Here is a 25,047-nt window from a genome sequence, read left to right on the forward strand (position 1 = left end):
CGAAATCCAATCGCGGTCGGACAGAATGAAACAACTGAATCCTTGCTAGGGGCAGACGAGTTCGGCGAGCGGACGCAGAGCCACAAACTCGTCACCCCGGAGATATCCGATCAGCTCGCCCGTCTCGTAGTGGTGGACCTCCCCGGTCTCCCAGTCGACCGGGTGAGCGGTCGCACCGTAGGCATCACTCGACGCTTTGGAAAGGGGCACCTCCGCCTTCCCCGGGCCCGCGTCAACATGTGGCGGGCTCACAACAGAGTGCTTCTCCACGAACGCCGCTGCCGCTCGTCGCCCCTGCGCCTGCCTACCGGTGACTGCCATTTCCGCAGCACGCTCAACCATCCACTCACGCGTGACCGACGAAACGGCGCCAGAAGCACCCTTCCCCGGCCTTCGGGTCAACGACCGAAGCTCTGCCCGAATGGCTGCATGCGCATCGGCCGCCTCGCAGTAGCCCCAGAGTCCTTCACCGACAGCAACGGTCGTCAGCCCAGAAATCTTGCTCTCCTTGGTTGGTTTGAACTCTCGACTGTCCATCAGGACGTTCAGACGCGGCGCGGAAATGCGCTCCGCGCAGACGTCGCAGTCACAGGGATGGCTCATGCACCAGCACGTGACCTCGTCGCACAACCGGTCGGGCCCATGCCCGTCACCACGGTGGTACCAGGTGGGGTAGACGACGTGTTGTCGGTCGTACGGGTGTCCGTGCGGAAGCGGGTAGCCCAGGCACGGTTGCGTTGACCGTGTCGCAGAATCCTCGTTGGCCCAGGCTGCTCGGCATGCGAGGCACTGAAGCCGGCCCTCGGGCCGCAGTCTCAGCCGATGCTGGCTCAGAGCAGCGCCCGCAGAGGGTTGGTCGATGCCTGGCGTGCAGCATGCGGCTTGGGAACCCGGGCCTGCGTGGTCGAACCGGCCGACGGCCGATCCGGTGCTACTCGAACCACCCGGAGCGGCGGGGAAGTTGAAGGCGGCTCTGTCACGGGCTCGTTGCCCTCCTGCCTCTCATCGCGACTCACGAACCGGTACACCGTCGGGCGGTTGCCCAGCCCGCTTGCGCTTTGGCCCCTGACCATCTCGACGTCAGACATCGACGCGACCGCCTCTTTGATCTCATCAGCCGTCGCTCGATGCATCAGGCCGCGCGTCATCAGCTTTCCCGTGGCTTCGCCGCCGTTGCGTTGGATCACCCCCCGAATCAGCTCGGGCAACGTCTTGGGGACAACGCTCGTCGCCTTCGTCGCGGAAGCATCTGTAACCAGCTTCTCGACGGAAGCACCGGCGTACTCAATGAAGGCCATGGCCGCTTCGAGGCATTCCACATCAATGAACGAGCGGCGAGCGCTGGCACTGAGAACGGTCGCGACGCGTTGAACCTGCTCCGAGGCACGAGCCACGAACGCGCCGATGTGGTCGGGCATGGCCCGGACCTTCGCCCGATGCTCGACCCGGAACGCGTCGAAGCGCTCGGACGCCTCCCTGTCGAAGACGATTCTTCGTGGCCTGGAAGTCGCCCATGTGTAGGCGTCCGTCAGATCTCGCGACTCAGTGATCTCGGGTACGTGGCTCTCAGGGAGGACAACATCACTTTCGACGGAGATGAAGAGGTAGCGGTTGTAGGACCCGCCGAGTGCATCCCGCACCTTGATGTACGCCGCGAACTCGCCGGGGGTGATGTGAGCGTGCAGACCCAAAAGGGGGCGGGCAACAATCTGCTCGTTGTCCTTGCCGTCCTTCCCCTTCGCGCGGTTGGCGATCCTCTGTCCGTCCCACGCGGTCCGAAGGTGAGGCCCGAACGTCGGGCACGTGGCACTGCGGCGAAGAACTGTGGGCCACTCTTGCTCGACCAGGAGGGCGCGGCCGTCCACTCCTCCCTCTGTGCCCCTGGTGGCCACCTCCAAGCCATGGAGAAGGTCTACAAGCGACGGCCCCGACGTGATACCTGAGTACGTACGGGCCGAGAGGAACCCGCTGATCGAAGGGCCCACGGCCGCTCGTGCGGTGGACAAGGCGTAACCCTTGTTGCCGTCAGCTGTACGACCAGCCAGAACCGTCCAGACGCCGACGGGTCGCGCTTTGCCCGTTCGTATGTGCCCGTTCAAGGCCGACGAGAACAAAGTCAAGGCCGCCGCGTACACCCCTACTGGGTCCGCCTCGGTGTGGGGCAGGGCCCGCTCGACTGCTTCGCCGAGCGGGCCATACTGCATGGCATCGATCGAGGTCACGCGGCCCGGTCCTCCTGCGCCTCGACGATTCCGTGAAACCGAATGCTGTCGATGTCTTGCTCATCCACGGTGCCGTCGGGATCCTCGTTCCACACGGCTTCCATAAGTCCGATTTCTTCGTGCTCAAGCAGGTACTCACGCACGCTTGCGGCACTGCGCGCGACGTTCGCGGGAACCTCCATCGTCACTGTGGCCTCGTACGAGACGGACTCGGTAACTTCCACCGTCACGGAGACATGGACGGTTTTGCCTTCGTCGACCAACGCCTGTTCGGCGGCCACCTGAAGAACCATCAGATCCGCTGCCTTCTTGTGGACGGGGACCAGTTCCCGCACGTCCGTGACGGTTCGCTCCAAGAACAGGCGGGTCAGGTCAACGTCGCCCGCAGTGGGGTCAAGCCGATCCCGGAGCATCTTGGCCACGACGGTGCAGGCGTCGTACTCATTCGATGCGCGGGCCCGCAGTTCGAACGTGTCGGCGGCGGACGCTCCGCCCCAATAGCCGGTGACCAGGTAATCACGCATGCTGTCTCCTATAATCAGTTGGTGGGTTCGAGGGGGCTGCTGGCGCCCCATTGGGCGTTGAAGGAAGCGGCAATCTGGGTCATGGTCGAGACCACCGACCGGTCGAGGACGCAGTTCTGGCAATCAGCGCACGTCACCTCGATGTCCTCCGTATCGATGCGGAGAAACCTTGGGGGCCCGTGCTCTCCGCTCGCGTCCCAGCGGAGACACAGAGGTGGATTGATTTCGAAGTCGGTACTTCCACAATGCGGACACAGCGCGTCGTCACGGTTCATGCAGACTCCTTCAATCGAGTGGACTTCCTTTTCAGGGAGGGGAGTTCATCTCCCTCGGGCAGTCGACCAGCCGAGATCGCGCGGGCGAATGCACCCGGTGTGGCAGCGTCAAAGCAGCCCGTGGCCGCCTTGCGCGCTGCTCGCACAAGGGCTGCCGACGGGTCGTCGCCACATACGATCAGCGACGTATCGGGGCCGATCTCATCGACGACGACGTAACCCCTGCTTCTGACCGCGTCGGCCGCATCGTGAGGGTGGTAGCCGGGGATACTGCCGGTGATGACGACGGTGGGTGCCGGCCCCGTGGGGTGGCCCGACTTTTCGTCGTCCTCCTGGACATCCGGCCCAGGTTCGTCCTCGTCGGCTTCGGGCTCGGTTGGCATCTCGAATAGGTCCCGAAACCAGCCGGCGAATCGGTTCGCGTGTTCGCCGCACAGGTCCCAGGCATCCGTCCCGAGACGAAGTTCGTCGGACGCCGGTACCTCTTCTCCCTTCGCCGCGCATGCATCGCACTGGACTACTTCGATCACTCGTCGTGCCACGAGTCCCCTTTCGGTCCGGGCGGACATCACCAGGGGGCGACGTCTCGCCGCCCCCTGATGAACCCCAACCGGCTTTCACTACTGGACAGGCACCGGGCCTGTGTCGCTGACGTCGACGTCGTCTAGCTCGATGTCCTCACCCGCCAGAGAAAGGGCGGTCCACACCGCGACCCGGACCATGCCCTCAGTCCAATCCGGCGGTGCTTCCAGCTCGATGACATGCATTTCGAACTGGCCCAGACTGGGTGCGGTGCACAGCCACAGACGCGGCGTCAGCTCGGGCGTCGCGTTCCCTTCGTCAGGCGGCATCGGACGCCGTCACCCCCGCCCTATGCCTGCGTAGTGCGTCCTGGTAGATGGCCCCGACCGCTTGGACGAGCCCGCAGTGAGCACTCGTTCGTTCGTCTGCTGGGTAGAGCGTCGATCGGTCGTAGGCATCCACGTAGATGCGAGACAAAGCCACGTGCCGACCCGCCGGGCTGTCGATCACGGCGGCCTTCTCGGCGGAGGCTTGAAGGTCGGACAGGTCATCCCAATACAGAGACACCTGATCCCATTCGATCGAATCCAAGGATTCGATGTAGCGCTTCATTTGCGACAAGTAGGCGCTCCAAGGTTTAGACGGTTTATGGTCAACGTGCTCACTCGTTCCCGGGACAACTATCGTGGGGCTCGGCGCATGCGTGGATTCCGAGAACCGAGATTCCTCCGGGCTGGAGCGCGAGCAGTGCTACGGCGCTCATCAAGGCCACGCGGCTTTCACGCCGCTTCTCGGTCTGCTTGCCGCCGTACTGGAGGATGTCTCCGTAGTGGGCAATCAAATCCAGAGCCATCACCCGTATTGCCTCGCGCTCTCCTTCGCTGGCAGAGCGCAACTCGTAAATGCGCCATGGGACGAAGCCCAACAGGAAATCGACGAGGTTGTCACGGAAGGGGTCACTGCGGAGCGGGACCGGTGTGGTCTCGTGGGGGACGGCTCTTCCCAGCGGACCATAGGATTCAGTCATTACTCCTCCGCTCCCAACGCTCCGCCGACCCCTGGTGCGGACACTGGCCGTTGGGGACCCCGAGATGGTAAAGATCCGCGTCGCACTCACAAGGGTCCGTGGCTACGCGTTCTTCCCACATTCGGTAGCACACACCGACTCGGCGCCAATCGAATCCCCACCACGTTTCGTAGCGGCCGAGATGATTCAAGAATTCTTCGGTCTCGACTTCGACGAGGGCCGCGCGTTCGAAGCGCACTCGATCGATTTCTCGCTTCGGAACGTCGTCCCTGTAATCCGCAGCCAACAGACTTCGGGTGAGCTGCGACACTACGAACGGCAGGACCGCGCTTTGCGAACGCTGCTCGTTCAGAAGGACGGGATGTCCGACCTTAGTGGTGTCCTTGAGCATTACGTTGAACCCGAACTCAGGCAGAAATCTGATATCTCCCACATTGCACCTTCGGCTTGTGGCTCCCTCTTGACGGGCGCCCATCAGACGGGCCCGGCCCAATTGCCGGGCCCGCATGAAAGGGGTCCGCTAGTGCTTTGCGTCCAGCGACGCCACGTAGCGTTTCGAATCCCATCGGTTCAACGTCAAGACCTCTTCGTGACACTCCATACGGGTGCTGGATCCGTCGCGGAACCTGATGTCCATGTGTTGGATCGGAAGGCCGTTGGAATGGAGCGTGAAAGCCATCGACCAGCGATACAGCGAGACGATTACGCGCCGCTGTGACCCCTCGGTGAGGACATCTCCGACCTTCAAACGGCGGACCAGGCGATAGACGGGAGAGTGTTCGCCGTTGGCGTCACGCCATTTCGACATCGACACCGTTGCCGGTCCCCCATTCCTCCACCTTGATCACGTAGATGCGGACCGATCTACCTTCGGGGGAGACGCCCGGTATTCCCGTGGACCCATAGCGGTTGACTTCCCGGCGGCACTCGGAGCACCGATTTTCGGTCCACGCGGTACCTTCGGATTCGAAGGTGATTGAGCACTCGGGCCCCCACAAGCAACCCCTTGCGGCACAACCACCAGAGCGACGCGGTTTCGCCATTCCTGCCTCAGTTCCTCTCGTCAATGATGTCGGTGGGGTTCGCGAAGTCGTCCTGCCGATCGCGGGCTCCATAGAAGAAACCCACGTATTCCGCCCCCCACCACCCGACGCGTTCCCGCGCGAGATCCCTTGTGTTCGCCCACGATTCGCTTTGGACGATCACCACCATCCACGAATAGTCACCGCGCTGCCCGATCCCGGTGATTGTTTTCACGCGTCTTCCTCTTCGTCTGCCCGCTCGTACTGGTAGTGCTGGAGACCCCGGTTGTTGCACTCCTCGAATTCGAGGCCCAAGGAGTCGCAGGCGTGGCGCAAGTCGCACAGGAAGTCGGCAACGACAACTTGAGCCGCGTCCCGTTCGTCATCGCTCCCGGTATAGATCATCCAATCGGGGCAATCCTGTCCCGTCAGTCCTGTGAAGAATTCGAGCGCTTCCTTTGCCCACTCGGCCCTATCGGCATTTGTGAGAATGTAGGCAGGCATAATCCTCCTGTTAACGTGTGATGTCAGGTCCGGCGGACCATGGACAGGGCCGGTACGAGACCGGCCCGACCAAAGCACTCGGGGCCTAGTTGTCAGCGAAGATGTGAACACCGTCGGGTGCTTGGACCACGTCGTATGCGTTCTCAAGATCTCTGGCGTACGACTCGTAATCGAAGTACTCCGTTATGAAGTCCGGATACTCAGAGAGCATGGCGTCTGCATAGGAGTCCGAGAATTCTCGGAACGAGTCGTGAGTGCCTACGTAGCGATCCTTGATGTGCCGCTCCAATTCATTGAGAGCGCACGTGTTCTCGCCCAGGAAGTGAGCCAACACGGCCGATCCGCAGGTTTCGATTAGGCGCGAATAAATGACGAGGTCCCCAATTGGGGTGTACTCGCCAATCGCTATCGGATCGAACCCCTCAGAGTCATGAATTGCCCATTCTTCGGCCGCTTCACCGTATTTCCGGGCCGTGGGGGATGCTTTGAGCATTGCCTCAATTTCATCCCAAATCCCGGATTCGGTATTATCCGCTACATCGATCCACGCCCCGTGAAGAATCTCATGGTTGTAGTCGCTGAGACTGGCTACGTAAATACGCTCGGTACTCATTGATTTCCTGCCAAGGTTGAAAGGATGTCAAAACCGTCGATAAAAGCAACCGGCATCTGAACCACCACCGGGACGTTGAAAGCCGAAGTCGCGTCCCGCAGACAAGCCTGCTGCCCCCACCCCAAGGACTCCACGAACGCCACTGCATTCGTCAACTGGGGGAATTCGAGGTCATAGAATTCTGCGCAAGATCCATGCACGATGCCCTCGTGCATGTGCACTACTCTGGCCAGTTCGATGATGTTCACGCTGGCTCTCCCTTTCTGTTCGACCATGCCAGAGACTCAGAGAGTCTGAGCCCCGGCAAAGCGGAACAGAGGTCAGAGAGGCAGACGCATTTGCCCCGCCGATTCGAGAGCGCGATACATCAACCGAATCTCGCCCGCCCGAATTGCCTCTTCGCGTTCTCCCGCTTCGACGTGGTTCTGATCCCACTCATAGCAATAGGGGCAGTCCCAGGCGTAATCGTTCGAGGGTGAGGCGGAACCGTCCTCGATTGCCTCGCGAAAGAGCGTGATGCATTCGTGAGCATCGATTTTCCGCTCAAGCTCTCTGACGGGACACTCGCAATCTTCCTGTGCGTAACATTCGGTGTCGCTGGGGTGATTCATCTCCCATTCGGTTTCGGAGTAATGAACGTCGTCCGCAACCCCGTAGTCGGCAAGCTGATCGATCCACTGCTGAACGGACCGCAGCGCAAGGGCGTCATCGCGACGCACATAGATGCGGTCGTACCAGCCGTAGGCCCAGTGCCCGAAGTGAAGCGCTTGGATCGTTTCCGGGTGTTCCTCGCTCAGCCGTTCCGAAATAACCTCGAAATTTGATCGTTCGAGTGCTTCGGCATCACGGTGTTGGCTGAATGGCGTGGCCAACCAGAGCGTGAGGGATTCCCTGTCCCATATGGCCGCACCCTTGTGGACATCACGGGTGTAGTCCGTCAGTTGCTGCACAATGGGCATGGCAGCGGCAATGCGTTTGATTCGCTTGGTTCGAGACATGAATTTCCCCCGAGTCGATTGAATGGAAATTGGCTTGAGAAGCCATGGACAGGGCCGGTACGAGACCGGCCCGACCAAAGCACGTCAAGCAGCGACGGAATCCGCTTGTTTGACCGGCTCACATTCGCCCGGATATGTGCAACCAGATCCGTCGCAGTACCCGGTATAGCAATGCCACGCACTTTCGAGATCACAGACGTCGTGCTCGTGACACGAAGGACAGGGGTCTCCCCTGTAGCCATGGACAGCCGTGCCGCAGCACGGGCAGTCAAAGACGCCGGACAAGGTCATGTAGACTCCTTAGACAGCGGCCCCGGAGTGTTAGCGTCATTCCGGGGCCGCTTCCGTATTGTTGAAGCGAATGTTGCTACACGGGCAGAAGTACGAGGTTGTAGCCGGAGGCCACGTATTGGATTCCGTCGTACGTCCCGATCTGCGCGATCCAGTCGGGGGCTTCACGAGTGCTGAACTCAGCCACGAGTTCCCATCCGCGTCCCAATTTGCGGACGTAGATCTTCTCTGGACTGACCCCATGTGCCCGGAGTGCCATTCCGAGTGCGATGGTCGACTTTCCCAACCAGTGCCGAGGGAGATAGCGGTTCTCGGCCCACTCGGTCAACTGATTAACGCTGTCGAACTCTTTGCTGTACACCGATCTCCTGTCCTACCAAGTCAACTTTTTGGGCATGGCGAACTACTCCTTCACGAGAGAGACCACTCCCGTGTGGCAGACGTGCTCCTTCATCCATGTTGCTACGGTCTCGTCCACCTCATTTTCGGTAGGGGTGTCAGTGAAGCCCAGTGCCCTACCGAGGGAATCGTTGTAGACGTACTGCAATTCGATACCGTGCTCACACGTGGTGCAGTGAGCCCAGCGGTACATCCTGTAGCTGTTCCCGTCGTGAATCATGGCGGGCGAGCCGCCGGATATTCTGCTAATACCGATGATCATGTTGCATCCTCTTTTCCTGGCACACCAAAGGCCATAGACGCCCCCCTAAGAGCCTCTTGCGGCCCCGTGGTCACGAAGTACCACAGTGGCCCCGTAAGCGTCTGAGGGCGACGCCTATGGTTTTTGGTAGTGCGTTCGGGCAATGCGCAGTGCGGCTCGTACTCCCTTTCATTTGTAGTCCGTTTTCCGGCTCCTATGCCCGATTCGTTGCTGTTCTCCACGCCACTCGGGAGAACTCACCTAGAATTGATTGGGGGACTAGGGAGCCCCATACACGGTTTGACAGGTTCCGCGTGTTCGGGTGTGGCCCGAACCTTCAGAGTTTCCTGCGCTTCCGTTCTTGTCGTACCCATCACCGGGACTGCCCGCCCCAGAACGAAAGCGCTCTTTTCCCTCATATCAGCGTGCTCGCTGATCGGTACTCGGTGGCTGTTCTGTGGGGCTTGCCCGACACCGAGAACGTTAAGGGCCAGAGACCTACCAAGACAACTTCTGTGTATGTGACGCCGGTCACATTGCCTTTCGTCTCTTGTTGGCAAGTGGAGTGTGCGCGGGACATGCGCGCGTGTAGCCCACGTACAGCTTTCTGGCAATGCTCGAACGGTCTGGAGAGTGTGGGAGTCGCCACAGGATTCATTCACGAACGAAGTCGAGCGATAGGCCGGAGCAACGCTCCTAGCCGGCACCCTCGCGCCCTGCCGGCTATTCCTGGCGCCGTGGTAGCGGAGGAGAACGGGTGAACGTGAATGAATGGATGGATATGCAGACGGGGGTAACATCATGCATTCACGCATAAGGACCCACCGGGGGTGCTGTCCTCCGGGCAGGTACGGGTCTGAATCTTTCAGCGCGAGCCTGACGGCCTCCTGGGGCCCACCCGTCCCGGGAGTCCCCTCAGACCTTTCTAAGCCCGTACGGAGCCGTCAGCGCCTCCGGAGTACCGAATATCGCCAAAACCCATGTTGACTTGGTGTGTGAATGAATGAACGGCCGTGAGGTGAGCCACTTCTCACATGACAACGTCCAAAAGTTGCTCGTAGGTCAGCTACATCTTTAGTGCGGGTGTATATCTTTGGCGCTTTAAATGCGTTGACAGGCTGCTCGGCCGATGCTCCAAGTGATCGGCTGGTCCCGGGCCCCCGTGGTTGGACCGATGGGCCGACTGAGGTGTCCTGCGCAAGGCAGCCGCAAGGGGTTAGATTCGCGGCATGGGTTATACACCGGACCTGCGCACTGAGGCCATCGATGGCATCCTTCGCCGAGTCGAGCGCGGCCTCGGGACGCACCTTCGTGCGGGCACCGTAATTCGCAAACGGCGTTCGATCGGTGCCGTGACCGATCGGGGCACGTGGGTACGGATCGAGCGTCGGCCGCTGTCGCGCATCGATGGCCAAGGCTGGAACGGCATCGAGACTGCGGCGACGCTCGAAGGCATTGCCCAACCAAGGTGGATCGCTGGCATGTCGTGGCGGGACACCGAGGTATCGGCAATGTGGCGGGCCGACGAGACCGAACTCGTGGCCGCGGAGCCGGTGAAGTCCGGTGGCCGATTGTCCGTCGACCCGAAGTTGTCGGACGCGTGGTGGGCAACGCTGAACGCTTCTCTCGACTCCTTGGCTGCGCAGGAGACAACGCGTGTGGCAACTCCGGACACGGTGACAATTACTCAAGTCGGAGTGACAAGCACGATTGGCAAGGCGTTCGGCGACCACATCGATACCACGGTGGACGAGTGGATCCCCGCGCACGCCGACCTGAACTGGGCGAACGTAACGGCCCCGGACTGCTGGATTCTCGACTGGGAGGACTGGGGCCTCGCACCCCGCGGCCTCGACGCAGCAACGTTGTGGGGCAACTCCTTGGCCCTTCCCACTCTGGCTGAACGAGTACACCGGGAGCGGTGCGCAGACCTGGAGTCACGGTGCGGTCGGATCATGGCCCTGTTCTTCTGCGCCAAGGTGGTCGGCGAGTATGGCGACCCCGCCGACCCCCTTTACGCACCTAGTTGCCGCCAGGCGAAGCGGTTGCTTGAGGAGCTTCAAGACGCTGGCTGAGCCCGTGCTTGCAGCCCGGCTCGATAGGCAGCGAGGCGTTCCGCATGGGGCGTGAGTCTCAATGCCTCGACGAGGGCGCGCAGATGACCGGGATCGTCGGTGCCCACGGCTACTGCGGACACAGAGGGAAGGCAGTAGGAAATACGGAAGGCGGCTTCGATCCGCGTGGTGTTCCCGGGATCCCGAAGGAAAATCCGCGGATCCACCCTTTGCCACAGCTCACTTGCGGTGCTGCCTCCGAAGGGGCTCATGCCCCAGCGGTGATGTTTGTCGACTTGCCATTGGGCTGCAAGCGCGTCAGCCGCGTTCAGGACTTCGATGCCTGCAAGCAGCCCAGCACGGGTCATGAGGACGTTCGGTCTCGGCAGCCGGTCATCGACAAGGGCGGGTAGGCAGCGCGGATTCCAGGATGCGATGCCCCAAGCCCCACACATCCCGTCAGTGGTGGCTGCGGCGACTTCCGCACAGGCCGCGGCAAGCACGGCTCTTGCTTCGTTGCGAACCTTTGCCGCAAGCGATCTTTCGGGGCTGTGGATGAAAACGACGTCCGGTTCGCGGCCCAGGTCCCGCGCTGCCTGCTCCATCGCCGACCGTAGCCGGCGGGGGTCTAGCGAGTGCTCCGCTCCTCCCGGCTGGGGGAAGAATCCGACCTTGGTCGAGATGAAGAGGCGGTTGAGCAGGTCCGGGGCCACGCTGGCAAGGCGCCTGTGTGCCCCGAAGCTGGCGTAGTTCGTCGCCGTGTCGATGGCTTGGACGCCCATGTCCAGTGCGGTGGTCAGGGTATGGCGTTGGTAACGAGATCGGTGTAGCCCGAGAACAACTCGGGGGTCAGGACTGAACACAGTCCCTCCTTGACGAAGACGGAGGCCAAGCCGCGAAGGATGCCGTCGAGCCGGGTCTCGATAGGGACTTCCGGGGTGAGGTGTACGGGATGCCCACTCAGCAGCATTCGTGCGGCAGGTTCGGCTTCGGCAGCGATACCGAGCCGCAGGCCGCTGGAGACGATCTCGACCTGGCCCTCGTTCACGTCAATACGCGGGGCGAACTCGGTGGTGCAGACCACGGCGTCCAGGGGACCGAACGCCTCGATCCACGGGACGTGCCGAGCGGGTGTCGTCTCCTGCTCGATGCGGTCGAGGTAGAGGGAAGGCCCTCGGGCCGCGATCAATTTTCGGGCTGCTTCGGTCAGCTCTCGGGCCTGCTCCTCCTGCTCGCGTGGAGAGTCGTCGCGGTGGAGGTTGTGGCGGAAGACTTCGTCGTCTCGGCACCACTCGGCCAGCCAGCCCAGCCAGGATGCCCCGGTGCGCCGGGGGAATCCGAACGTCATGTGGGTGCTGTGGCCGCCCGCCCCCTGCCCTACGCGAGTTGCGCAATGCCAGTAGCCACGAGGGATGTGCATGACGTCACCGGCGACCATCGTGCCCTCCCACACGATGTCCTTGGGTGGTGTGTCGTTCCGCTCCGAGTCCCTGAACATCGGGGCAACGCGCGATGCCCCCCGGACCTGCCAAGCCTTCTCGCCGGCGATCTGTACGACCAGAACCTCGTGGTCGTCCCAGTGCAGTCCGAACCCGGCTGTGTCGCCGGTGGTGGTGTAGATGTTCACCTGCACTCGTTCGTGCGCCCACCACTGCATCGCCCGGCAGGCAACCTCCAGGGTGGCGTCGAAAGCGTTTCCGCCGTCCAACACCAACGTCGCCCCGGAGTCGAGGAGGTTGCCCAGCCGCCGCATATTCACCATGGAAATGTTCTGCCCGCGGCGCGTGGTCACGGGGCTCAGGTACTCGCGAGGGTGCAACTCGTTCCCCTCCCGAAACAGCCTGACTTGCGGGTTGCTCAAACTCCGTCGCATCACGAGGTCCAAGAGCTTGTTCGGGGTCAGCAGGCGCTCAAGCAGGTCGGGATCTCCGAGGCCGCCGCGGGCGAACTCGCGTCCGAGTTGGGCTGAACCACGCCAGCCCAGGGCCTGTTCGACGGCGTTGACCAGCCGGTGTTCCACAGCGTGCCTCCAAGTGGGGACAGCAGAAAGGAGAGGCCGCGCGGCATGTACCGCGCGGCCGTGGCTCGCGTGCGCTCGGAGTTGACTAGGCGGGGTAGTTCAGGCCGTCGCCGTCCGGCTGGCTGTCGCCGGTGGCGTGGGGCGGCGGGTCAGAACGATCGGCGTCGTTGCGGTCGTGGACAGCGCCGAGTTCTTCGATCGTGACGACCAGATCGTGAGCGAGAACCTGAACGGCCTCGCGTTGTGGATCACTCATGCGGATCACTCCCTCCATATCGGGTGGGTAGTGCTGTGCCGCTGTGCGAAGGGCCGAACTACTGCCGATGAGGCAGGAGTTCGGGCCGGTTCCATCGTGCGCAGTACGGGTTCGAACCTGCAACGGTTCGGAGGGGCCCGGCTGCGTGGTCGGCCGTTCATTGGTAGACCCTTCGAGAGCGTGGTTGGGGTGGTTCAGTCATCGGGGCACGACGACGCGTCCGGGATCATCCCGGACCCGCAATCGCAACACGTGGACAGGTTTCCGCGCGTCGACCGGTGCCCGCCTTGGGCGCACTCGTCCGGCTCCAGCGGGTAGAGGCTGCCGTCCGGGCGTTGCTTCTGTTTCCCCACGGCTCAGGCACTCCCTACGAGTAACGGGAGCCAGCCCTCGCAGTGCTCGGGAGGGTCGGGGATTTCCGACCGGGCAGCGGCCAGGTACGCGCTCCGAGCCGAGCGGGACACGCTGTTCCAGGCCGGGCACACCTCCAGCACCCACCTCATCGCGCTCGTATGCGTGTGCCCGGCGTATACGAGCCATCGATACATCCCGGCGGCTTCCACCCAGGCCGGGCCGATGCTGGCTCGCCCCCAGTCCAACAGCGCGAGCGTCCCGTCGTTCGAAACTCGCGTGTTGCCGGGCGATACGTCGTAATGCAGCAGGGAACTGCCCTGGAGCAGGGAGCGATGAGCGGGTGCGAGATGCGGCCCGAAACGATCCACGACCGTGGGCAGACCCGAGCCTGGGGCCAACTGCACCGTACCTACCGCGCGTAACGCCTGAACCAGCAGAGGCAGATCGGCGGAACCGGGCGAGTAGTCGGCCGGGCGCCCCGGAGCCTCGTGAACGAGGAGCACCGACCACTCGTCGACCGACAAGCTTCGGATGAGACGGGGTGAGATGCCGAGCGGCGCTACCAAGTTTGCTGCGATGACTTCGTAGCCCTGACTGGCGGCCGAGTGAGGATTGCGGATGCGGCTGGAAGCCTTCAGGAAGACCCGCTCTCCATCCCCGCGGATCACAATGCCGGCAGCACAGCTCGTGTGTGGGTCCGTAGCCGCAGGCCCGGGTTTGACTCCACCGATCTGCCCGATGACGGCGCGCCGTACATACACCGGCAGCGCCTCGTACCACGTTGCACTCATGAGGCTTCGCCCTCCACGCAGAAAAGCTCGGCCCAGTTCGCCACATGCCCCATGGGGTGCGGGAAGTTGGTCCACACGAGATCCGACAGCAGTGCAAACCACGCCCCCGTGGCCGGGGGCTGAACCGTGGCCATCGCACCGCCCCCGCGGAGCGCCCACATCTCCATCAGTTGCCCGGGGGAACGCCGCGTCGAGTCGTCGGTGCCGACGTACCGCACGTACGCACCAGAAACGGGTGGGGGCGGGCTCACGACCACCAAGTACTCCATGTAGCAGTCGAACTCGAAGCCGCTTGCGTCGCGCAGGTAGAGGTGTGTCCCTACGGCGTCCATGAGTACACCGTCTTGGCCCGTCTCGTCGTTGCGGCAGACGGCGTGTCGGTACCGCGCGAGAAACGCGTTCCCTGCGGTAATTGCCTCCTGTGTATGCGCGGAAATCGGCAGGGTGGTCATCGGGTCCGCCCCCATCCCCTGCGAAACCACCGCAGCCATGGTTGCCGCAGACGACGCCCCTCAGTTGCCGGCGCGTTGTTGCGCGGGACCGCATCTGCCAAAGCCGCCAACAGGTCGGCGGAAGCCTTCAGTTGGGCTCGCGCCGCGGCAATGCGTTTCGCTTCGTTCTTGCGGGCAACGGCGGCGTCCCATTGGGCCTGGGCCTGGGTGGCGTCGTCGTCCGCCTGGACGTCGGTGGTCCATCTCCGGACAAGATCCCGCAGCCGTGCATCCTGTACCCGCTCAACGGCCAACGTTCGGGCTGCGCCACTGTGAATCTCGGCAGCCGAATCTGTCATTGTTGTCGTGTCCCTTCCAATCGGGGCACGTAGGGGACGGGGCCACTGTCCAGGTAGATCCCCGTCCCCTACGCTCGTCGCGCAGCCGGGCGAGCCGCCGCTGCGCTGCCACCCCTCCCGAGAACTACGTCACGGGAGGTTCACAGCCCCAGCGTGCGAGGAGAGGCATCGCACACCGGGGCAGTCTCATGCGGGCGCCAACCGGCGCACGGGTGACAGGAGTTCGATCCCCGAGCGCGTGCGAATTTTGACGTTCGGCCCGTCGTAACCGCAGACGGTACCCGAGCGGCCAGAGATGACCTCTTGAACTTCGCGACCCTCGTACTCGTCGGCAAAATTGCGTGCGGACTCGTGGGCTCTGTCACTGTCACCGGGCATGGCTGTGCCTTCTTCCGGTTGCGTGTATCGGCAGTGCCGCCACCGATGATGATCACGCGGCGTAGTGCGGTACTGACTCGTCACGTTCGCATGCAACACTTGTTACAGCAACCGTTACAGCGATGCGCCACGGAATGATTCATCAGATCTGAGCCGAGGAGCTGTTTGTGGAGCCACGACGGACGGGAGGGGTTGCCGCCGAACTGCGGCGCCTACGCACCGAGAAGGGCCTGTCAGTCGAAGCCGTGGCGGCGCTCGCGCCCGGTTGGAACAAGGCCAAAGTGTCGCGGATCGAGACCGGCAAGACGCCGGTGACAGCCGATCACGTCGAAGACCTTGCCGGCCCTCTGGGACTGACACCCGTGGGCCGGATAAGACTCCTGCGCCTTCTTGGCGGTGCACAGGGTGACGAGTGGTGGCAGCCGTACCACAGCGTCCTGCGAGAAGAGTACGAAGAACTCATCTACTGGGAGTCGCTGGCTGTAGAAATGGACGCGGGGCACGCACTGTTCCCGGGGTGGCTTCAGGAGGAGAGCTACGCGCAGGCAACTATCATGCGGAGCGCCTTCGTTCCCGATCCGGACGATGCCGAGATGCTTCTGAGTGTCCGCTTGGAGCGACAACGCGTCATCATCGATCGGCGCGTCAAGCTGTGCGTGACCCTGGCCGAGACGGCACTGACGGATCAGTTCTGCGGGCGAGTAGCCTTGAAGGCACAACTACGTCATGTGCTCGACCTCAGCGACTTGGACCACCTCAGCCTGCGGATCGTGCCCGCTGCCGCTGAGGGCACGAGCTTCTTGGGCGGAGTCACGGTCATGGACTTCCCGTCAGACCTGGGGCAACAGCCCTTGGCGTTGATTGAGTACCAGTCAGGGACGGACTTCTTGAAGCGCGAACGCATTGTGAAGCGCTACCGCCGAGACCTAGCGCACTTCAGGTCTGCGGCAGTCACTGAAGACCAGTCTCGGGCGATGATTGCGGAAAGATTGGATGTGCTGTGACCAGCATCGATAGACGCCCTTGGCGCAAGTCTCGTTACTCGAACGGCGACGCAAGCTGTGTTGAGGTAGCCCCGCTCGACAGCACCGCTACTGGGGTGCGTGACACCAAGGACCGCGAACGAGGCCACTTGGAGATCGCTCCGTACGCGTGGTCGGCCATGTTGAAGGCCATCAAGCCGAGTTGATCCGCGCCTTCCGTAGCGCGTGAATGAATGGATAGGACAGCGGGCCCGCCACCGGCGGGCCCGCTGTCGTTTCTCAAGTCTGCGCCACGCCCGGAGGAGCTGGCCGCTCCCTCACGAGCCGACCGCGGCCCTTAACCACCTCGATCAGCCCGCGGTCCTCAAGATCTGACAGAGCGCGGCGCAGGGTGTTCCGAGCTACCCCGTATTGCTCGCTTAGTACGCGCTCGCTGGGCAGTGGTGATCCCGGAGACAGGGACTCAACGAGCGTCGTGAGGGCTCGAAGCGCGTTCTCATGCGGCCAGAGGGCTGGGTCATTCTCCACGTCGGACAGCGTAGTTGTTGAACCACTTGAACCACCTGAACCACTCTCGTAGTGTGGGCGGCTGAACTGCATGAAAGTGCCCGGCGACCGTGCGACCGGTCCCGGGCGTTGGCCGTAGCTTTCTGAGGAGCTATCGACGTGAGCAATGCTATTGCTTCTGCACTCGCATGGTGCGCCCGCCTCCTGTTTTGTTCGCGGGGACGGGACGCTTCGCTGACACCAGCGCTGGCACCTGCGAATCCTCGCTTCCGTGATACGCCCCCCGTGGAAGTGCGCCAAGCTCAGCCACAGCCCGATGAAGTCAAGTTCGTTCGGCCGTTTGTGCTTGTTGCCCAGCAAGCTCTGCTGAAGGCTCGCCAGGCCGAGCGGCGCGCCGCGCTGGAGGCCGCGATCCGGGCTCACGAAGCTGACCTGACCGCGATGGCTCATGCCGCAAGTGCCGCCGCTTGGCCTCGTTCGGAAGCACTGGTGGCAAGGTAGCCGGCCCGCCCCTGGCGGGCGTCCCAGGCCGATCGAGAAGGCCCGTCCATGCGGCGGGCCTTCTCGATCTGTCGCCACAGGATCGCCACACGGCACCCAGAATCAGGCCGGAATAGGCATGATCAACCAGGAGAACCGACCGTGCAGACCGAGATCGAAAAGGCCCCCTGACCTGCATGTTCGCAGATCAGAGGGCCTTCGTTCAGATGGCCGACGGACGAGTCTGCCTATACGCCGGGTTCTGTCTCCCGGGAGCCTTGCGGCGCCCGGGGAGGCGGCCATCCATCTACGACTGCCGTTGCCGACAGCCTCCAGCGGTCTACCCGCGAACTCGGGCGGGCCGCCCTCGAACGTTCGCGCGGAGCACGTTTCACGGTGCTCGTCTTGACCTTGCTCCGGGTGGGGTTTACCTAGCCGCCCGAGTCGCCTCGGGCGCTGGTGGTCTCTTACACCACCGTTTCACCCTTACCGGTCGTCCGAGGACGCCGGCGGTCTGTTTTCTGTGGCACTGTCCCGCGGGTCGCCCCGGGTCGGTGTTACCGACCACCCTGCCCTGTGGAGCCCGGACGTTCCTCGGCGGAACCCTCCGAGGAGGAATCCCGACGCGGCCGCCCGGCCGACTCATCCGCCGTGCCGTCCATCCTAGCCGGGGCGAAGCGAACCCTTCGCCGGGTGTCGTCGGCCTCGGTGAGCCGCACCCGCACCCGCTCGCCCAGACCCAGGCCCGGCCCGTCGAAGCGGGCCCGGACGGCCGGCTCGGCGAGTTGTACCGTGCCGCCATCGCCGCGCTCGTTGAGATCCACCACCACCGCGTCGAACACGTCGCCGACGTGGTCCGCCAGCACCACCGCCTCGACCAGGGAGACCGCCTCGCGCTCGACCTCGTGGGCCCGGCGATCACCGCTCTCCATCGCCTTGGGCAACTCGTGCAGCCGCGCGCCCACCCACTCGGGCACCTCGACGCCCGCGACCAGCGAGAGACAGATCTCGCCCGCGTACCGGTCGACCAGGCGCCGCAACGGCGCGGTCACGTGCGCGTACTCGTCGGCGACCGCCGCGTGCCCGGCCTGCTCGGGCGCGCCCGCGTCGAACGCGGTGTAGCCGGCTCCGCGCAGCAGCCCGGTGGCCTCCTCCAGGAACGCGGCGTGCCGGGGGTTGTCGGGGTCGAGCGAGCGGATCACCGCGCCGTAGGTGGCGCCCTCGGGCCACGCCACGTCGAGCGCGCGCCCGACGCGGCGGACCCGGTCGAGCGCCTCGGGCGCCGGCTGCGGCAGGGTGCGCAGGACGCCGATGCCCGCCCGGGTCATCAGGTCGGCGGCGGCGATCCCGGTGAGCAGCGAGATCTGCGCGTTCCAGCCCTCGGCGGGGATCGGCGCGCGGTACTCCAGCCGCCACGAGTCGCCGTGCTCGACGATCTCCTGCTCCGGGATCGGCAGGCTCACCCCGCCGCGCTCGATCTCCAACCCCTCGCGCAACCGGCCGATCTCGGCGAGCAGCGCCAACGGCTCCGCCGCGGACCCGCTCTCGATCGCCCGTTGCACGCCGGGATAGTCGTACCGGGCCCGACTGCGCACCAGCGCGCGAAAAACGTCGGTGCCGACCAGGTCGCCGGACCCGTCCAGGTCGAGCACCCACACCAGGGCCGGCCGGTCCCGACCCGGGAGCAGGCTCGCCGCCGCCTCGGACAGGGCCGGCGGATGCAGCGGGATGCGCTCGTCGGGCAGATACAGCGTCTCCACCCGGCGCATGGTCTCCGCGTCCAGAGCGCCGCCCGGGGTGACCCACGCCGCGACGTCGGCGATCGCGTAGTGCACCCGGTAGCCGCCGTCCCGACGGGCCAGGTGCATCGCCTGGTCCAGGTCCATCGACTCGGCCGGATCGATGGTCAGGAACGGCAACCCGGTCAGATCCCGCCGAGTCGATGTCGGTCCGCGCCGCACCGCCACGTCGGCCTCCGCCAGCACCTCCGGGGAGAACGCGCCCGGCAACGCCAGATCGGTGCGCAGGCGGGCGAAGCCGGCCCGCAGGAGATCACCGTCGGCGGACCTGATGTGGAGATGGCGACGAGGCACGAGTCGAGCTTAGGAAAGATCCGCCGCACCGAGAAGGACTTTCCCGGCTTTTCGCCCGCGCGCCCGGAGCGCCGGCGGCGCGTTCGGTCGGGGTCGTCCCCATAAACTTGGTCGGTCGCCCGCCGGCCGCGAACCCGGTCGGTCGCCCTGCCGTCCGCGTCGCTTGGAGTTGCGCCCGTGCTCGTGTTGTTGCCGCCCTCCGAGGGCAAGGCCGCTGCGGGGACGGGCCCCGCGCTCGATCTCGCGGGTCTTTCGATGCCGGAACTGAACTCCGTGCGGCGGCAGGTGCTCGACTCGCTGATCACCCTGTGCGAGGGCGACGAGCGCAAGGCGCTGGAGGTGCTCGGCCTCGGCCCGAAGCTGCGCGGCGAGGTGCTGCGCAACCTCGACCTGCGCGAGGCGGCGACGCTGCCGGTGGCCGGGCTGTACACCGGGGTGCTGTACGACGCGCTCGACCTGTCCTCGCTCACCGGCGCGGCGGCGGCGCGCGCGGCCGGTTCGATCCTGGTCTTCTCCGGACTGTGGGGCGCGCTGCGGCCCACCGACCGAGTGCCGCCCTACCGCTGCTCGATGGGGGTACGGCTGCCCGGCATCGGCGCGCTCGCCGGGCAGTGGCGCGCGGTGACGGCGCCGGTACTGCCCAGGCTCGCGGGCGACGACCTCGTCCTGGACCTGCGGTCGGCGGCGTACGGCGCGGCCTGGAAGCCGGTCGGGGCGGTGGCCGAACGCACCGCGACCGTGCGGGTGCTGCACGAGCGGATCGTGGACGGGGTGGCCAAGCGGTCGGTGGTCAGCCACTTCAACAAGGCGACCAAGGGCCGGATCACCCGCGACCTGCTGGTCTCCGGCGCCGAACCGCGCAACCCGGCCGAACTCGCCGACGCGCTGCGGGAACTGGGCTGGACCGTGGAGACCGCCGAGCCGAAGCAGGCGGGCACCCCCTGGGCCCTGGACGTCGTGGTCGCCGCGGTCTGACCCCTCACTCCCGCCGCCGGAACACCTCCCGCCCGGCCACCGAGCCGACCGACTCCCATGCAATCCCGGGCCGTTCCCGCTCGGCCGGGCGGTCACCAGCACGGGTCTCCCGGATCCGGTGCGGCCCGTCGATTCGATCCCCGGCCTCCCGAGTGCCCTCCTCGACCATCTTCCTGGCATCGTTTCCGGTGCACCCCACGGCAAGTGGCAAGAGGGCGATCACGATCGCCGTCGGTCCCATCTTGACAAAACCGGGGAGCTTCATGATCCTGACGCTTCCTCCGCAGACGGAAAACAAAGCATTTCGTCCTACTTTCGGACGATCCGTGCGTCACGTCAGACGGAGTGAACGACCCGACATCCATGGGGGATGAGTGAGTTACCCGCCGCCGCCCGGCCAGGACCCGAACCAGCCGTACGGCCAGCCCCAGTACGGGCAACCGCCCTATCCGGGTCAGAGCCAGGGCCAGGGCCAGTACCCAGGTCAGTACCAGCAGCCCCAGTACCCGCAGGGGCAACCGGGCCCGTACGGACAACCGCAATACCCGGGCGCCTACCCGCAGGGCGGCGGCTACCCGCCCCCGCCGAACCAGAGCCGCAAGGGGCTGTGGATCGGCGTCTCGGTGGTCGCCGTGCTCGCGATCGTCGGCGTGCTCGTCGCCGTGGGGCTGTCCGGTGGCGACGACGACAAGAAGTCGACGGCCTCCTCCACGTCTTCGGCGACCGGCACGAGCGCCCCGAAGTCGGGTTCGCCGATCCCGACGACCAAGGCGACCAAGCGCACCGTCGCGCCCGAGCCGTCCGACGACGACTCGACCTCCGCCCCCGGCCCCGGCACGCGCGGGCTGGGCGAGGACAACTTCCTCACCACGATGCACCGACTGATCCCGGGGACGAAGTCGACCCCGGACGCCGAACTGGTCTCGCAGGGCAAGCAGGCCTGCTCCGACCTCAAGTCGGGCAAGACCCTGCTCGACACCGCGATGAAGGTGACCGCGGTCAGCGGTGTGTCGGAGAAGGGCATGCTCGTCGGCGGCGCCATCGCGGCGTTCTGCCCGGACCAGTCGGGCAAGGTCTCCTGACCCGCCCCACCGCCCGAACGCCGGCCTGAAAGCCGGCCCGGGCGCCGGACGGGCCCGGCCCGCGAGATGAAAGTGTGAATCTCGCGGGCCGGGCGTTTCCCCTTCACGATCACGTCGTTGACCAGCCTGCCGAACCTGGTCGGCACGCTACGTGGAGGAACGAACGCAGTGACGAACATGAAGAAGATCGCCGCCGTCGCGGCCATGGCCGGTGGCATCGCGGCCATGGGCGCCGGAATCGCCAACGCGAGCGCCGACGCGGACGGCGCGGCGGTCAACTCGCCCGGTGTCGTCTCGGGCAACAACGTCGAGATCCCGGTGCACGTGCCGGTCAACATCTGCGGCAACACGGTCGACATTCTGATCGGCGTGCTCAACCCGACGTTCGGCAACGTCTGCGTCAACGCCGGCTGATTCGCCCGCCCCGGCCTGCCTCCTTGGTCGGTGGCCGGCGCGACCGCCCCGTTTCCGGCATTCCGGGAACGGGGCGGTCGTCGTTGTGAGCGCCGCGCCGAACACAAGCGGATCCGCGATGTACATTTCTCGCAGGCTCGCGGCGTCTTACTCGTGCCATTCCGTGCCATTCCGTGCTGGTCCGGTCATCTCCGAACCCGGTCGGCAGATGGACGCGGGCGACCCGCGATGATGGGGATTGCCCGGACGGGTCTTCCGCGTTGTATACGCAGAGGCGCCGTGTGGGGCGCGCACGCAACGCACGCGGAAGAAGGGGTTCCATGGAGCGAATGGGCAGAATGGCCGGATGGCTGCGCCGTCGACCGCGTGAGGATCCGGACACCGTTCGCGACCGGCGGGCCGGACTGCTCATGGACGTGGTGGAGCGTGGTTGGCCCGTCTGTCCGGCGGCGCACCCGGTGGGCTTCGGCTGTTCCTGCGACCGGGTCGGCTGTCCGTCGCCGGGCATGCACCCGGTCTCCTTCGCCTGGCAGACCCAGGCGTCCACCGACCCCGTACAGGTGGCGCGCTGGCTGGAGCTGTATCCCGACGCCAACTTCGTGACCGCGACCGGCACGGGCCACGACGTGCTCGACGTGCCCGCGCGGGCCGGGGAGATCGCCCTCGCGGTATTCGCCGAGCAGGGCATCGAGATCGGCCCGGTGGCCTCCTGCGGCCCCGACCGCACGCTGTTCTTCACCGCGACCCGGGGCACCCCCGCCGACGAGGACGAGTGGTGGCCCTGCGAGTTGGACTGCCACCCCGAGACGCTGGACGCCCACCCGGGGCTGCGCTGGCACTGCCGGGGCAGCTACGTCCTGGTGCCGTCCTCGCAACACCCCTCGGGGCAGCCCGTGCGCTGGATCCGCGGCCCCGAACTCCCGCTGCCCGACCCGCTGCGGGTGCTCGACGTGCTCACCGACGCGTGCGACACCGTGGGCGCCGCGGCCGCCGACGGACGCTGGTCCTAGCGGCCGTCCGGTCGGCGACCGCTCACTCGCCCTCGGCGCCGACCAGGCCGTACACCCAGCCGACCAATTGCACCTTGCCGCCGGCCTTCGGGACCACCGCGACGTACTCGGAGAGCCGGTGCTCGGTGACCGACCGGCTCGGCTTGCCGGTCAGGAACGCCAGCGTCGACGGGTCCACGTCGCCGAGTCGGCGCGGGGGTTGCACGGTGAGCTTGATGCTGTGCTGGAGCGCGAACAACACCAGCGCGCCGCCGTCCGCGGTGCGCACCGCCAGCGGCGGGAACTGCGCCGCCGGGCTGTCCACGGTCTGCCGGACGTAGCCGTCGCCGATCGGCTCGTCCCGCTGCTTGCGCAACTGCGCGGTGTACGGGTCGGGCCCGAACAGCTCGGCGCGGGTCTTGCCGTCCTTGAGGAACTCGGTGAGTACGGGGGCCAGTTCGCCGGGCGAGGCGGCCAGTCCGCCGGCGTTGGGGGAGACCTGCTCCAGATGGCCGGACGAATCCCGCTTCAGCTTGGGCAGTTCGCTCCGCAGCGTCGGCCCCCACGCCGCCTGCCACACCGCGTCCGGGCCCGCCCGGAGGAAGACCAGGAACTGCGGCTTGGCGTTGTTGAAGTTCGGGGTGTTCTGCACGGCGAACCACTTGGGCCAGCCGATCACCTTCGGGATCAGGAACTCCGGCCGCTCGTGCAGGATCGGGGCCCGGCCCAGATTGCCGTTCGGGTCGGTGAAGGCGAGGATGCGCAGACCGGCCTGGTCGAGCACGCCGAGCGAGCCCGTCTCGGCCCGCGCGTTGAGCGGGAGATCGCGGTTCGCGTACGCCTGGTTGTTCTGCACCTCGTAGTCGTGCAGCACCTTGGCGGCCTCGTGCTTGTCCAGCGCCGCGACGGGCGTGCTCGCGCCGCTGACGGTGACACAGCCGGTCGCGGCGAGCGCGGTCGCGAGCAGGGCGGCGACCGCGGCCGGCATGCGGGATATGCGCATCGGTAGTCGGCAACTCTTCCGGGGGAGCGGGCAGGAGGAGATCTCGCGAAACCATACTGCCCGCACCCCGGAACGCAGCGCGCCCAGGCCCTAGGCCAGGGTGAGGACCTCGGCCCCGGAGTCGGTGACGACCAGCGTGTGCTCGAACTGGGCGGTGCGCCTGCGGTCCTTGGTGACCACGGTCCAGCCGTCGTCCCACATGTCGTAGTCGTGGGTGCCCAGGGTCAACATCGGCTCGATGGTGAAGGTCATCCCGGGCTCCATCACGGTGGTCGCCCGCTCGTCGTCGTAGTGCGGGATGATCAGGCCGGAGTGGAACGAGCTGTTGATGCCGTGGCCGGTGAAGTCGCGCACCACGCCGTAGCCGAAGCGCTTCGCGTAGGACTCGATGACCCGGCCGATCACGTTGATCTGCCGACCCGGCTTGACCGCCTTGATGCCCCGGTTCAGCGCCTCGCGGGTGCGCTCGACGAGCAACCGCGACTCCTCGTCCACGTCGCCCACGAGGTAGGTCGCGTCGGTGTCGCCGTGCACGCCGCCGATGAACACGGTGACGTCGATGTTGACGATGTCGCCGTCCTCGAGCCGGGTGGTGTCGGGGATGCCGTGGCAGATCACCTCGTTGATCGAGGTGCAGATGGTCTTCGGGAAGCCCCGGTAGCCCAGGCAGGACGGATAGGCGTGGTGGTCGAGCACGTACTCGTGGGCGACCTTGTCCAGCGCGTCGGTGCTCACCCCGGGCGCGATGTGCGCGGCGGCGGCCTCCATGGCGCCCGCCGCGATCCGCCCGGCGATCCGCATGCGCTCGATGGTCTCGGCGTCCTGCACCTCGGGCCCGGTGTACGGGGTGGGGGCCGGCTTGCCGACATACTCCGGCCGCGGGATGTCGGCGGGTACGGAGCGGATGGGGGTCGGCTTACCGGGTACGAGAATCGCCATAACCAGCGAGTGTAGCCGGCGCCGCGACCGAGCCGGCGGGTGATCCGGTCGGCGGCGGCATCGAGTGGGTGGAGGACGGCCGTGAGGTTCAGACTGTGGCGCAGGCCCGAGGGTCGCGCCGGCGAGTGGTACTACTGCATCAAACACGGCAAGGTCGAGGAGGGACCCGACTGTCCGGCCCGTGACCGGCTCGGCCCGTACGCGACCCGCGCCGAGGCGGCGAACGCGTTGGAGACCGCCAAGACCCGCAATCAGGCGTGGGAGAACGATCCGCACTGGAACGACCCCGGACGCCGCTGAG

At 65.4% G+C, this 25,047-nt stretch carries 31 protein-coding genes, 1 other RNA gene and 1 pseudogene; 8 read left to right on the forward strand and 25 right to left on the reverse strand.

What is annotated here, in order from left to right:
* Positions 1–45: 45 nt before the first annotated feature.
* The 14 genes from EMA17_RS37350 to EMA17_RS37415 all read right to left on the reverse strand — a co-directional run bounded on the left by EMA17_RS37350 (position 46) and on the right by EMA17_RS37415 (position 8,659).
* On the reverse strand, positions 46–537 hold the full coding sequence (locus tag EMA17_RS37350; RefSeq protein WP_126641643.1) for a hypothetical protein: 492 nt from the start codon (positions 535–537) through the stop codon (positions 46–48).
* A 293-nt stretch (positions 538–830) separates the two neighbouring features.
* Complete coding sequence (locus EMA17_RS37355; protein ID WP_126641644.1) at positions 831–2,222, reverse strand: DUF3987 domain-containing protein; 1,392 nt, start codon at positions 2,220–2,222, stop codon at positions 831–833.
* Positions 2,219–2,746 (reverse strand): hypothetical protein, encoded by a 528-nt coding sequence (locus tag EMA17_RS37360; RefSeq protein ID WP_126641645.1) that lies wholly within the window; start codon positions 2,744–2,746, stop codon positions 2,219–2,221. The genes EMA17_RS37355 and EMA17_RS37360 overlap by 4 nt, the downstream gene beginning before the upstream one ends.
* 14 nt (positions 2,747–2,760) lie before the next feature.
* Entirely contained in the window at positions 2,761–3,021 is a 261-nt protein-coding gene (locus EMA17_RS37365) for a hypothetical protein (RefSeq protein ID WP_126641646.1), read from the reverse strand.
* Positions 3,018–3,563, reverse strand: a complete 546-nt coding sequence (locus tag EMA17_RS37370; protein WP_218043193.1) for a BRCT domain-containing protein — start codon at positions 3,561–3,563, stop codon at positions 3,018–3,020. Before EMA17_RS37370 ends, EMA17_RS37365 begins: the two co-directional genes overlap by 4 nt.
* Before the next feature lie 78 nt (positions 3,564–3,641).
* A complete protein-coding gene (locus EMA17_RS37375) occupies positions 3,642–3,872 on the reverse strand; it encodes a hypothetical protein (RefSeq protein WP_126641648.1) in 231 nt (76 codons plus the stop codon).
* The gene (locus EMA17_RS37380) at positions 3,862–4,155 is read right to left on the reverse strand and encodes a hypothetical protein (protein ID WP_126641649.1); all 294 of its coding nucleotides are present in this window, start codon (positions 4,153–4,155) and stop codon (positions 3,862–3,864) included. Before EMA17_RS37380 ends, EMA17_RS37375 begins: the two co-directional genes overlap by 11 nt.
* A 49-nt stretch (positions 4,156–4,204) precedes the next feature.
* Positions 4,205–4,570, reverse strand: coding sequence for a hypothetical protein (locus tag EMA17_RS37385; protein ID WP_126641650.1), 366 nt, complete (start codon positions 4,568–4,570; stop codon positions 4,205–4,207).
* Positions 4,571–5,620: 1,050 nt separating this feature from the next.
* Complete coding sequence (locus tag EMA17_RS37390; RefSeq protein WP_126641651.1) at positions 5,621–5,827, reverse strand: hypothetical protein; 207 nt, start codon at positions 5,825–5,827, stop codon at positions 5,621–5,623.
* Complete coding sequence (locus tag EMA17_RS37395; RefSeq protein WP_126641652.1) at positions 5,824–6,096, reverse strand: hypothetical protein; 273 nt, start codon at positions 6,094–6,096, stop codon at positions 5,824–5,826. Before EMA17_RS37395 ends, EMA17_RS37390 begins: the two co-directional genes overlap by 4 nt.
* A gap of 85 nt (positions 6,097–6,181) precedes the next feature.
* Positions 6,182–6,709, reverse strand: coding sequence for an antirestriction protein ArdA (locus tag EMA17_RS37400; RefSeq protein WP_126641653.1), 528 nt, complete (start codon positions 6,707–6,709; stop codon positions 6,182–6,184).
* On the reverse strand, positions 6,706–6,957 hold the full coding sequence (locus tag EMA17_RS37405; protein WP_126641654.1) for a hypothetical protein: 252 nt from the start codon (positions 6,955–6,957) through the stop codon (positions 6,706–6,708). Before EMA17_RS37405 ends, EMA17_RS37400 begins: the two co-directional genes overlap by 4 nt.
* Positions 6,958–7,029: 72 nt before the next feature.
* A complete protein-coding gene (locus EMA17_RS37410) occupies positions 7,030–7,707 on the reverse strand; it encodes a hypothetical protein (protein ID WP_126641655.1) in 678 nt (225 codons plus the stop codon).
* Between the two features lie 694 nt (positions 7,708–8,401).
* Complete coding sequence (locus EMA17_RS37415; RefSeq protein ID WP_126641656.1) at positions 8,402–8,659, reverse strand: hypothetical protein; 258 nt, start codon at positions 8,657–8,659, stop codon at positions 8,402–8,404.
* Positions 8,660–9,867: 1,208 nt separating this feature from the next.
* On the opposite strand from EMA17_RS37415, the gene EMA17_RS37420 reads away from it, so the two are divergent.
* Positions 9,868–10,713: a hypothetical protein gene (locus EMA17_RS37420; protein WP_126641657.1), complete on the forward strand. Its 846-nt coding sequence runs from the start codon at positions 9,868–9,870 to the stop codon at positions 10,711–10,713.
* Here the strand turns inward: EMA17_RS37420 and EMA17_RS37425 are convergent.
* From EMA17_RS37425 to EMA17_RS52180, 5 genes are all read right to left on the reverse strand, one after another.
* Entirely contained in the window at positions 10,698–11,474 is a 777-nt protein-coding gene (locus EMA17_RS37425) for an aldo/keto reductase (RefSeq protein WP_246127148.1), read from the reverse strand. The genes EMA17_RS37420 and EMA17_RS37425 overlap by 16 nt on opposite strands.
* A 14-nt stretch (positions 11,475–11,488) precedes the next feature.
* Entirely contained in the window at positions 11,489–12,712 is a 1,224-nt protein-coding gene (locus tag EMA17_RS37430; protein ID WP_126641659.1) for a JmjC domain-containing protein, read from the reverse strand.
* Positions 12,713–12,797: 85 nt separating this feature from the next.
* Positions 12,798–12,968, reverse strand: coding sequence for a hypothetical protein (locus EMA17_RS52740; RefSeq protein WP_170222327.1), 171 nt, complete (start codon positions 12,966–12,968; stop codon positions 12,798–12,800).
* A 356-nt stretch (positions 12,969–13,324) separates the two neighbouring features.
* Positions 13,325–14,113: a phosphotransferase gene (locus EMA17_RS52175; protein ID WP_160161712.1), complete on the reverse strand. Its 789-nt coding sequence runs from the start codon at positions 14,111–14,113 to the stop codon at positions 13,325–13,327.
* Positions 14,110–14,565 carry a hypothetical protein gene (locus EMA17_RS52180; RefSeq protein WP_160161713.1) on the reverse strand — a complete coding sequence of 152 codons (456 nt, stop codon included), beginning with the start codon at positions 14,563–14,565 and terminating at the stop codon, positions 14,110–14,112. Before EMA17_RS52180 ends, EMA17_RS52175 begins: the two co-directional genes overlap by 4 nt.
* Positions 14,566–15,448: 883 nt before the next feature.
* Between EMA17_RS52180 and EMA17_RS37440 the strand changes: the two genes are divergently transcribed.
* Both EMA17_RS37440 and EMA17_RS37445 read left to right on the forward strand, forming a co-directional pair.
* Positions 15,449–16,285 (forward strand): helix-turn-helix domain-containing protein, encoded by an 837-nt coding sequence (locus tag EMA17_RS37440; protein ID WP_126641661.1) that lies wholly within the window; start codon positions 15,449–15,451, stop codon positions 16,283–16,285.
* On the forward strand, positions 16,282–16,470 hold the full coding sequence (locus tag EMA17_RS37445) for a DUF397 domain-containing protein (protein ID WP_246127149.1): 189 nt from the start codon (positions 16,282–16,284) through the stop codon (positions 16,468–16,470). Before EMA17_RS37440 ends, EMA17_RS37445 begins: the two co-directional genes overlap by 4 nt.
* A gap of 73 nt (positions 16,471–16,543) precedes the next feature.
* Here EMA17_RS37445 and EMA17_RS55845 read toward each other — a convergent pair whose 3' ends face one another.
* From EMA17_RS55845 to EMA17_RS37460, 3 genes and pseudogenes are all read right to left on the reverse strand, one after another.
* A complete protein-coding gene (locus tag EMA17_RS55845; protein WP_307721585.1) occupies positions 16,544–17,221 on the reverse strand; it encodes a GntR family transcriptional regulator in 678 nt (225 codons plus the stop codon).
* A 265-nt stretch (positions 17,222–17,486) separates the two neighbouring features.
* Positions 17,487–17,896: RNase P RNA component class A (rnpB, locus tag EMA17_RS37455), an RNA gene on the reverse strand.
* An 80-nt stretch (positions 17,897–17,976) separates the two neighbouring features.
* A pseudogene (locus EMA17_RS37460) lies at positions 17,977–19,137 on the reverse strand (RNB domain-containing ribonuclease); the annotation flags it as partial.
* Between the two features lie 384 nt (positions 19,138–19,521).
* Between EMA17_RS37460 and yaaA the strand changes: the two are divergent.
* Positions 19,522–20,319, forward strand: coding sequence for a peroxide stress protein YaaA (gene yaaA / locus EMA17_RS37465; protein WP_126641663.1), 798 nt, complete (start codon positions 19,522–19,524; stop codon positions 20,317–20,319).
* A gap of 4 nt (positions 20,320–20,323) precedes the next feature.
* On the opposite strand, the gene EMA17_RS37470 is transcribed toward yaaA, so the two are convergent.
* The gene (locus EMA17_RS37470) at positions 20,324–20,584 is read right to left on the reverse strand and encodes a hypothetical protein (RefSeq protein ID WP_126641664.1); all 261 of its coding nucleotides are present in this window, start codon (positions 20,582–20,584) and stop codon (positions 20,324–20,326) included.
* Between the two features lie 109 nt (positions 20,585–20,693).
* Between EMA17_RS37470 and EMA17_RS37475 the strand changes: the two genes are divergently transcribed.
* The 3 genes from EMA17_RS37475 to EMA17_RS37485 all read left to right on the forward strand — a co-directional run bounded on the left by EMA17_RS37475 (position 20,694) and on the right by EMA17_RS37485 (position 22,825).
* On the forward strand, positions 20,694–21,401 hold the full coding sequence (locus EMA17_RS37475) for a DUF732 domain-containing protein (protein ID WP_126641665.1): 708 nt from the start codon (positions 20,694–20,696) through the stop codon (positions 21,399–21,401).
* Positions 21,402–21,578: 177 nt separating this feature from the next.
* Positions 21,579–21,815, forward strand: a complete 237-nt coding sequence (locus EMA17_RS37480; protein WP_126641705.1) for a chaplin — start codon at positions 21,579–21,581, stop codon at positions 21,813–21,815.
* A gap of 320 nt (positions 21,816–22,135) precedes the next feature.
* Positions 22,136–22,825, forward strand: a complete 690-nt coding sequence (locus EMA17_RS37485; protein WP_246127150.1) for a bifunctional DNA primase/polymerase — start codon at positions 22,136–22,138, stop codon at positions 22,823–22,825.
* Between the two features lie 22 nt (positions 22,826–22,847).
* Here EMA17_RS37485 and EMA17_RS37490 read toward each other — a convergent pair whose 3' ends face one another.
* Together EMA17_RS37490 and map are read right to left on the reverse strand one after the other, a co-directional pair.
* On the reverse strand, positions 22,848–23,807 hold the full coding sequence (locus tag EMA17_RS37490; RefSeq protein WP_126641666.1) for an SCO2278 family lipoprotein: 960 nt from the start codon (positions 23,805–23,807) through the stop codon (positions 22,848–22,850).
* A gap of 90 nt (positions 23,808–23,897) precedes the next feature.
* Complete coding sequence (gene map, locus EMA17_RS37495; RefSeq protein WP_126641667.1) at positions 23,898–24,746, reverse strand: type I methionyl aminopeptidase; 849 nt, start codon at positions 24,744–24,746, stop codon at positions 23,898–23,900.
* Between the two features lie 81 nt (positions 24,747–24,827).
* Between map and EMA17_RS37500 the strand changes: the two genes are divergently transcribed.
* Complete coding sequence (locus tag EMA17_RS37500; protein ID WP_246127151.1) at positions 24,828–25,046, forward strand: hypothetical protein; 219 nt, start codon at positions 24,828–24,830, stop codon at positions 25,044–25,046.
* Position 25,047: the final 1 nt, after the last annotated feature.

The organism is Embleya hyalina (assembly GCF_003967355.1).
Lineage (GTDB): Bacteria > Actinomycetota > Actinomycetes > Streptomycetales > Streptomycetaceae > Embleya > Embleya hyalina.

Excerpts from the sequence above, each read along its gene's own strand:
- EMA17_RS37425 (WP_246127148.1), bottom strand. The coding sequence starts at position 11,474 with ATGGGCGTCCAAGCCATCGACACGGCGACGAACTACGCCAGCTTCGGG.
- EMA17_RS37415 (WP_126641656.1), bottom strand. The coding sequence starts at position 8,659 with ATGATCATCGGTATTAGCAGAATATCCGGCGGCTCGCCCGCCATGATT.
- EMA17_RS52175 (WP_160161712.1), bottom strand. The coding sequence starts at position 14,113 with ATGAGTGCAACGTGGTACGAGGCGCTGCCGGTGTATGTACGGCGCGCC.
- map (WP_126641667.1), bottom strand. The coding sequence starts at position 24,746 with ATGGCGATTCTCGTACCCGGTAAGCCGACCCCCATCCGCTCCGTACCC.
- EMA17_RS37420 (WP_126641657.1), top strand. The coding sequence starts at position 9,868 with ATGGGTTATACACCGGACCTGCGCACTGAGGCCATCGATGGCATCCTT.
- EMA17_RS37380 (WP_126641649.1), bottom strand. The coding sequence starts at position 4,155 with ATGAAGCGCTACATCGAATCCTTGGATTCGATCGAATGGGATCAGGTG.
- EMA17_RS52180 (WP_160161713.1), bottom strand. The coding sequence starts at position 14,565 with ATGACCACCCTGCCGATTTCCGCGCATACACAGGAGGCAATTACCGCA.
- EMA17_RS37360 (WP_126641645.1), bottom strand. The coding sequence starts at position 2,746 with ATGCGTGATTACCTGGTCACCGGCTATTGGGGCGGAGCGTCCGCCGCC.
- EMA17_RS37490 (WP_126641666.1), bottom strand. The coding sequence starts at position 23,807 with ATGCGCATATCCCGCATGCCGGCCGCGGTCGCCGCCCTGCTCGCGACC.
- EMA17_RS37395 (WP_126641652.1), bottom strand. The coding sequence starts at position 6,096 with ATGCCTGCCTACATTCTCACAAATGCCGATAGGGCCGAGTGGGCAAAG.
- EMA17_RS55845 (WP_307721585.1), bottom strand. The coding sequence starts at position 17,221 with ATGAGCCATCGCGGTCAGGTCAGCTTCGTGAGCCCGGATCGCGGCCTC.
- EMA17_RS37480 (WP_126641705.1), top strand. The coding sequence starts at position 21,579 with ATGAAGAAGATCGCCGCCGTCGCGGCCATGGCCGGTGGCATCGCGGCC.
- EMA17_RS37375 (WP_126641648.1), bottom strand. The coding sequence starts at position 3,872 with ATGCCGCCTGACGAAGGGAACGCGACGCCCGAGCTGACGCCGCGTCTG.
- EMA17_RS37385 (WP_126641650.1), bottom strand. The coding sequence starts at position 4,570 with ATGACTGAATCCTATGGTCCGCTGGGAAGAGCCGTCCCCCACGAGACC.
- EMA17_RS52740 (WP_170222327.1), bottom strand. The coding sequence starts at position 12,968 with ATGAGTGATCCACAACGCGAGGCCGTTCAGGTTCTCGCTCACGATCTG.
- EMA17_RS37470 (WP_126641664.1), bottom strand. The coding sequence starts at position 20,584 with ATGAAGCTCCCCGGTTTTGTCAAGATGGGACCGACGGCGATCGTGATC.
- EMA17_RS37350 (WP_126641643.1), bottom strand. The coding sequence starts at position 537 with ATGGACAGTCGAGAGTTCAAACCAACCAAGGAGAGCAAGATTTCTGGG.
- EMA17_RS37400 (WP_126641653.1), bottom strand. The coding sequence starts at position 6,709 with ATGAGTACCGAGCGTATTTACGTAGCCAGTCTCAGCGACTACAACCAT.
- EMA17_RS37485 (WP_246127150.1), top strand. The coding sequence starts at position 22,136 with ATGGAGCGAATGGGCAGAATGGCCGGATGGCTGCGCCGTCGACCGCGT.
- EMA17_RS37410 (WP_126641655.1), bottom strand. The coding sequence starts at position 7,707 with ATGTCTCGAACCAAGCGAATCAAACGCATTGCCGCTGCCATGCCCATT.
- EMA17_RS37365 (WP_126641646.1), bottom strand. The coding sequence starts at position 3,021 with ATGAACCGTGACGACGCGCTGTGTCCGCATTGTGGAAGTACCGACTTC.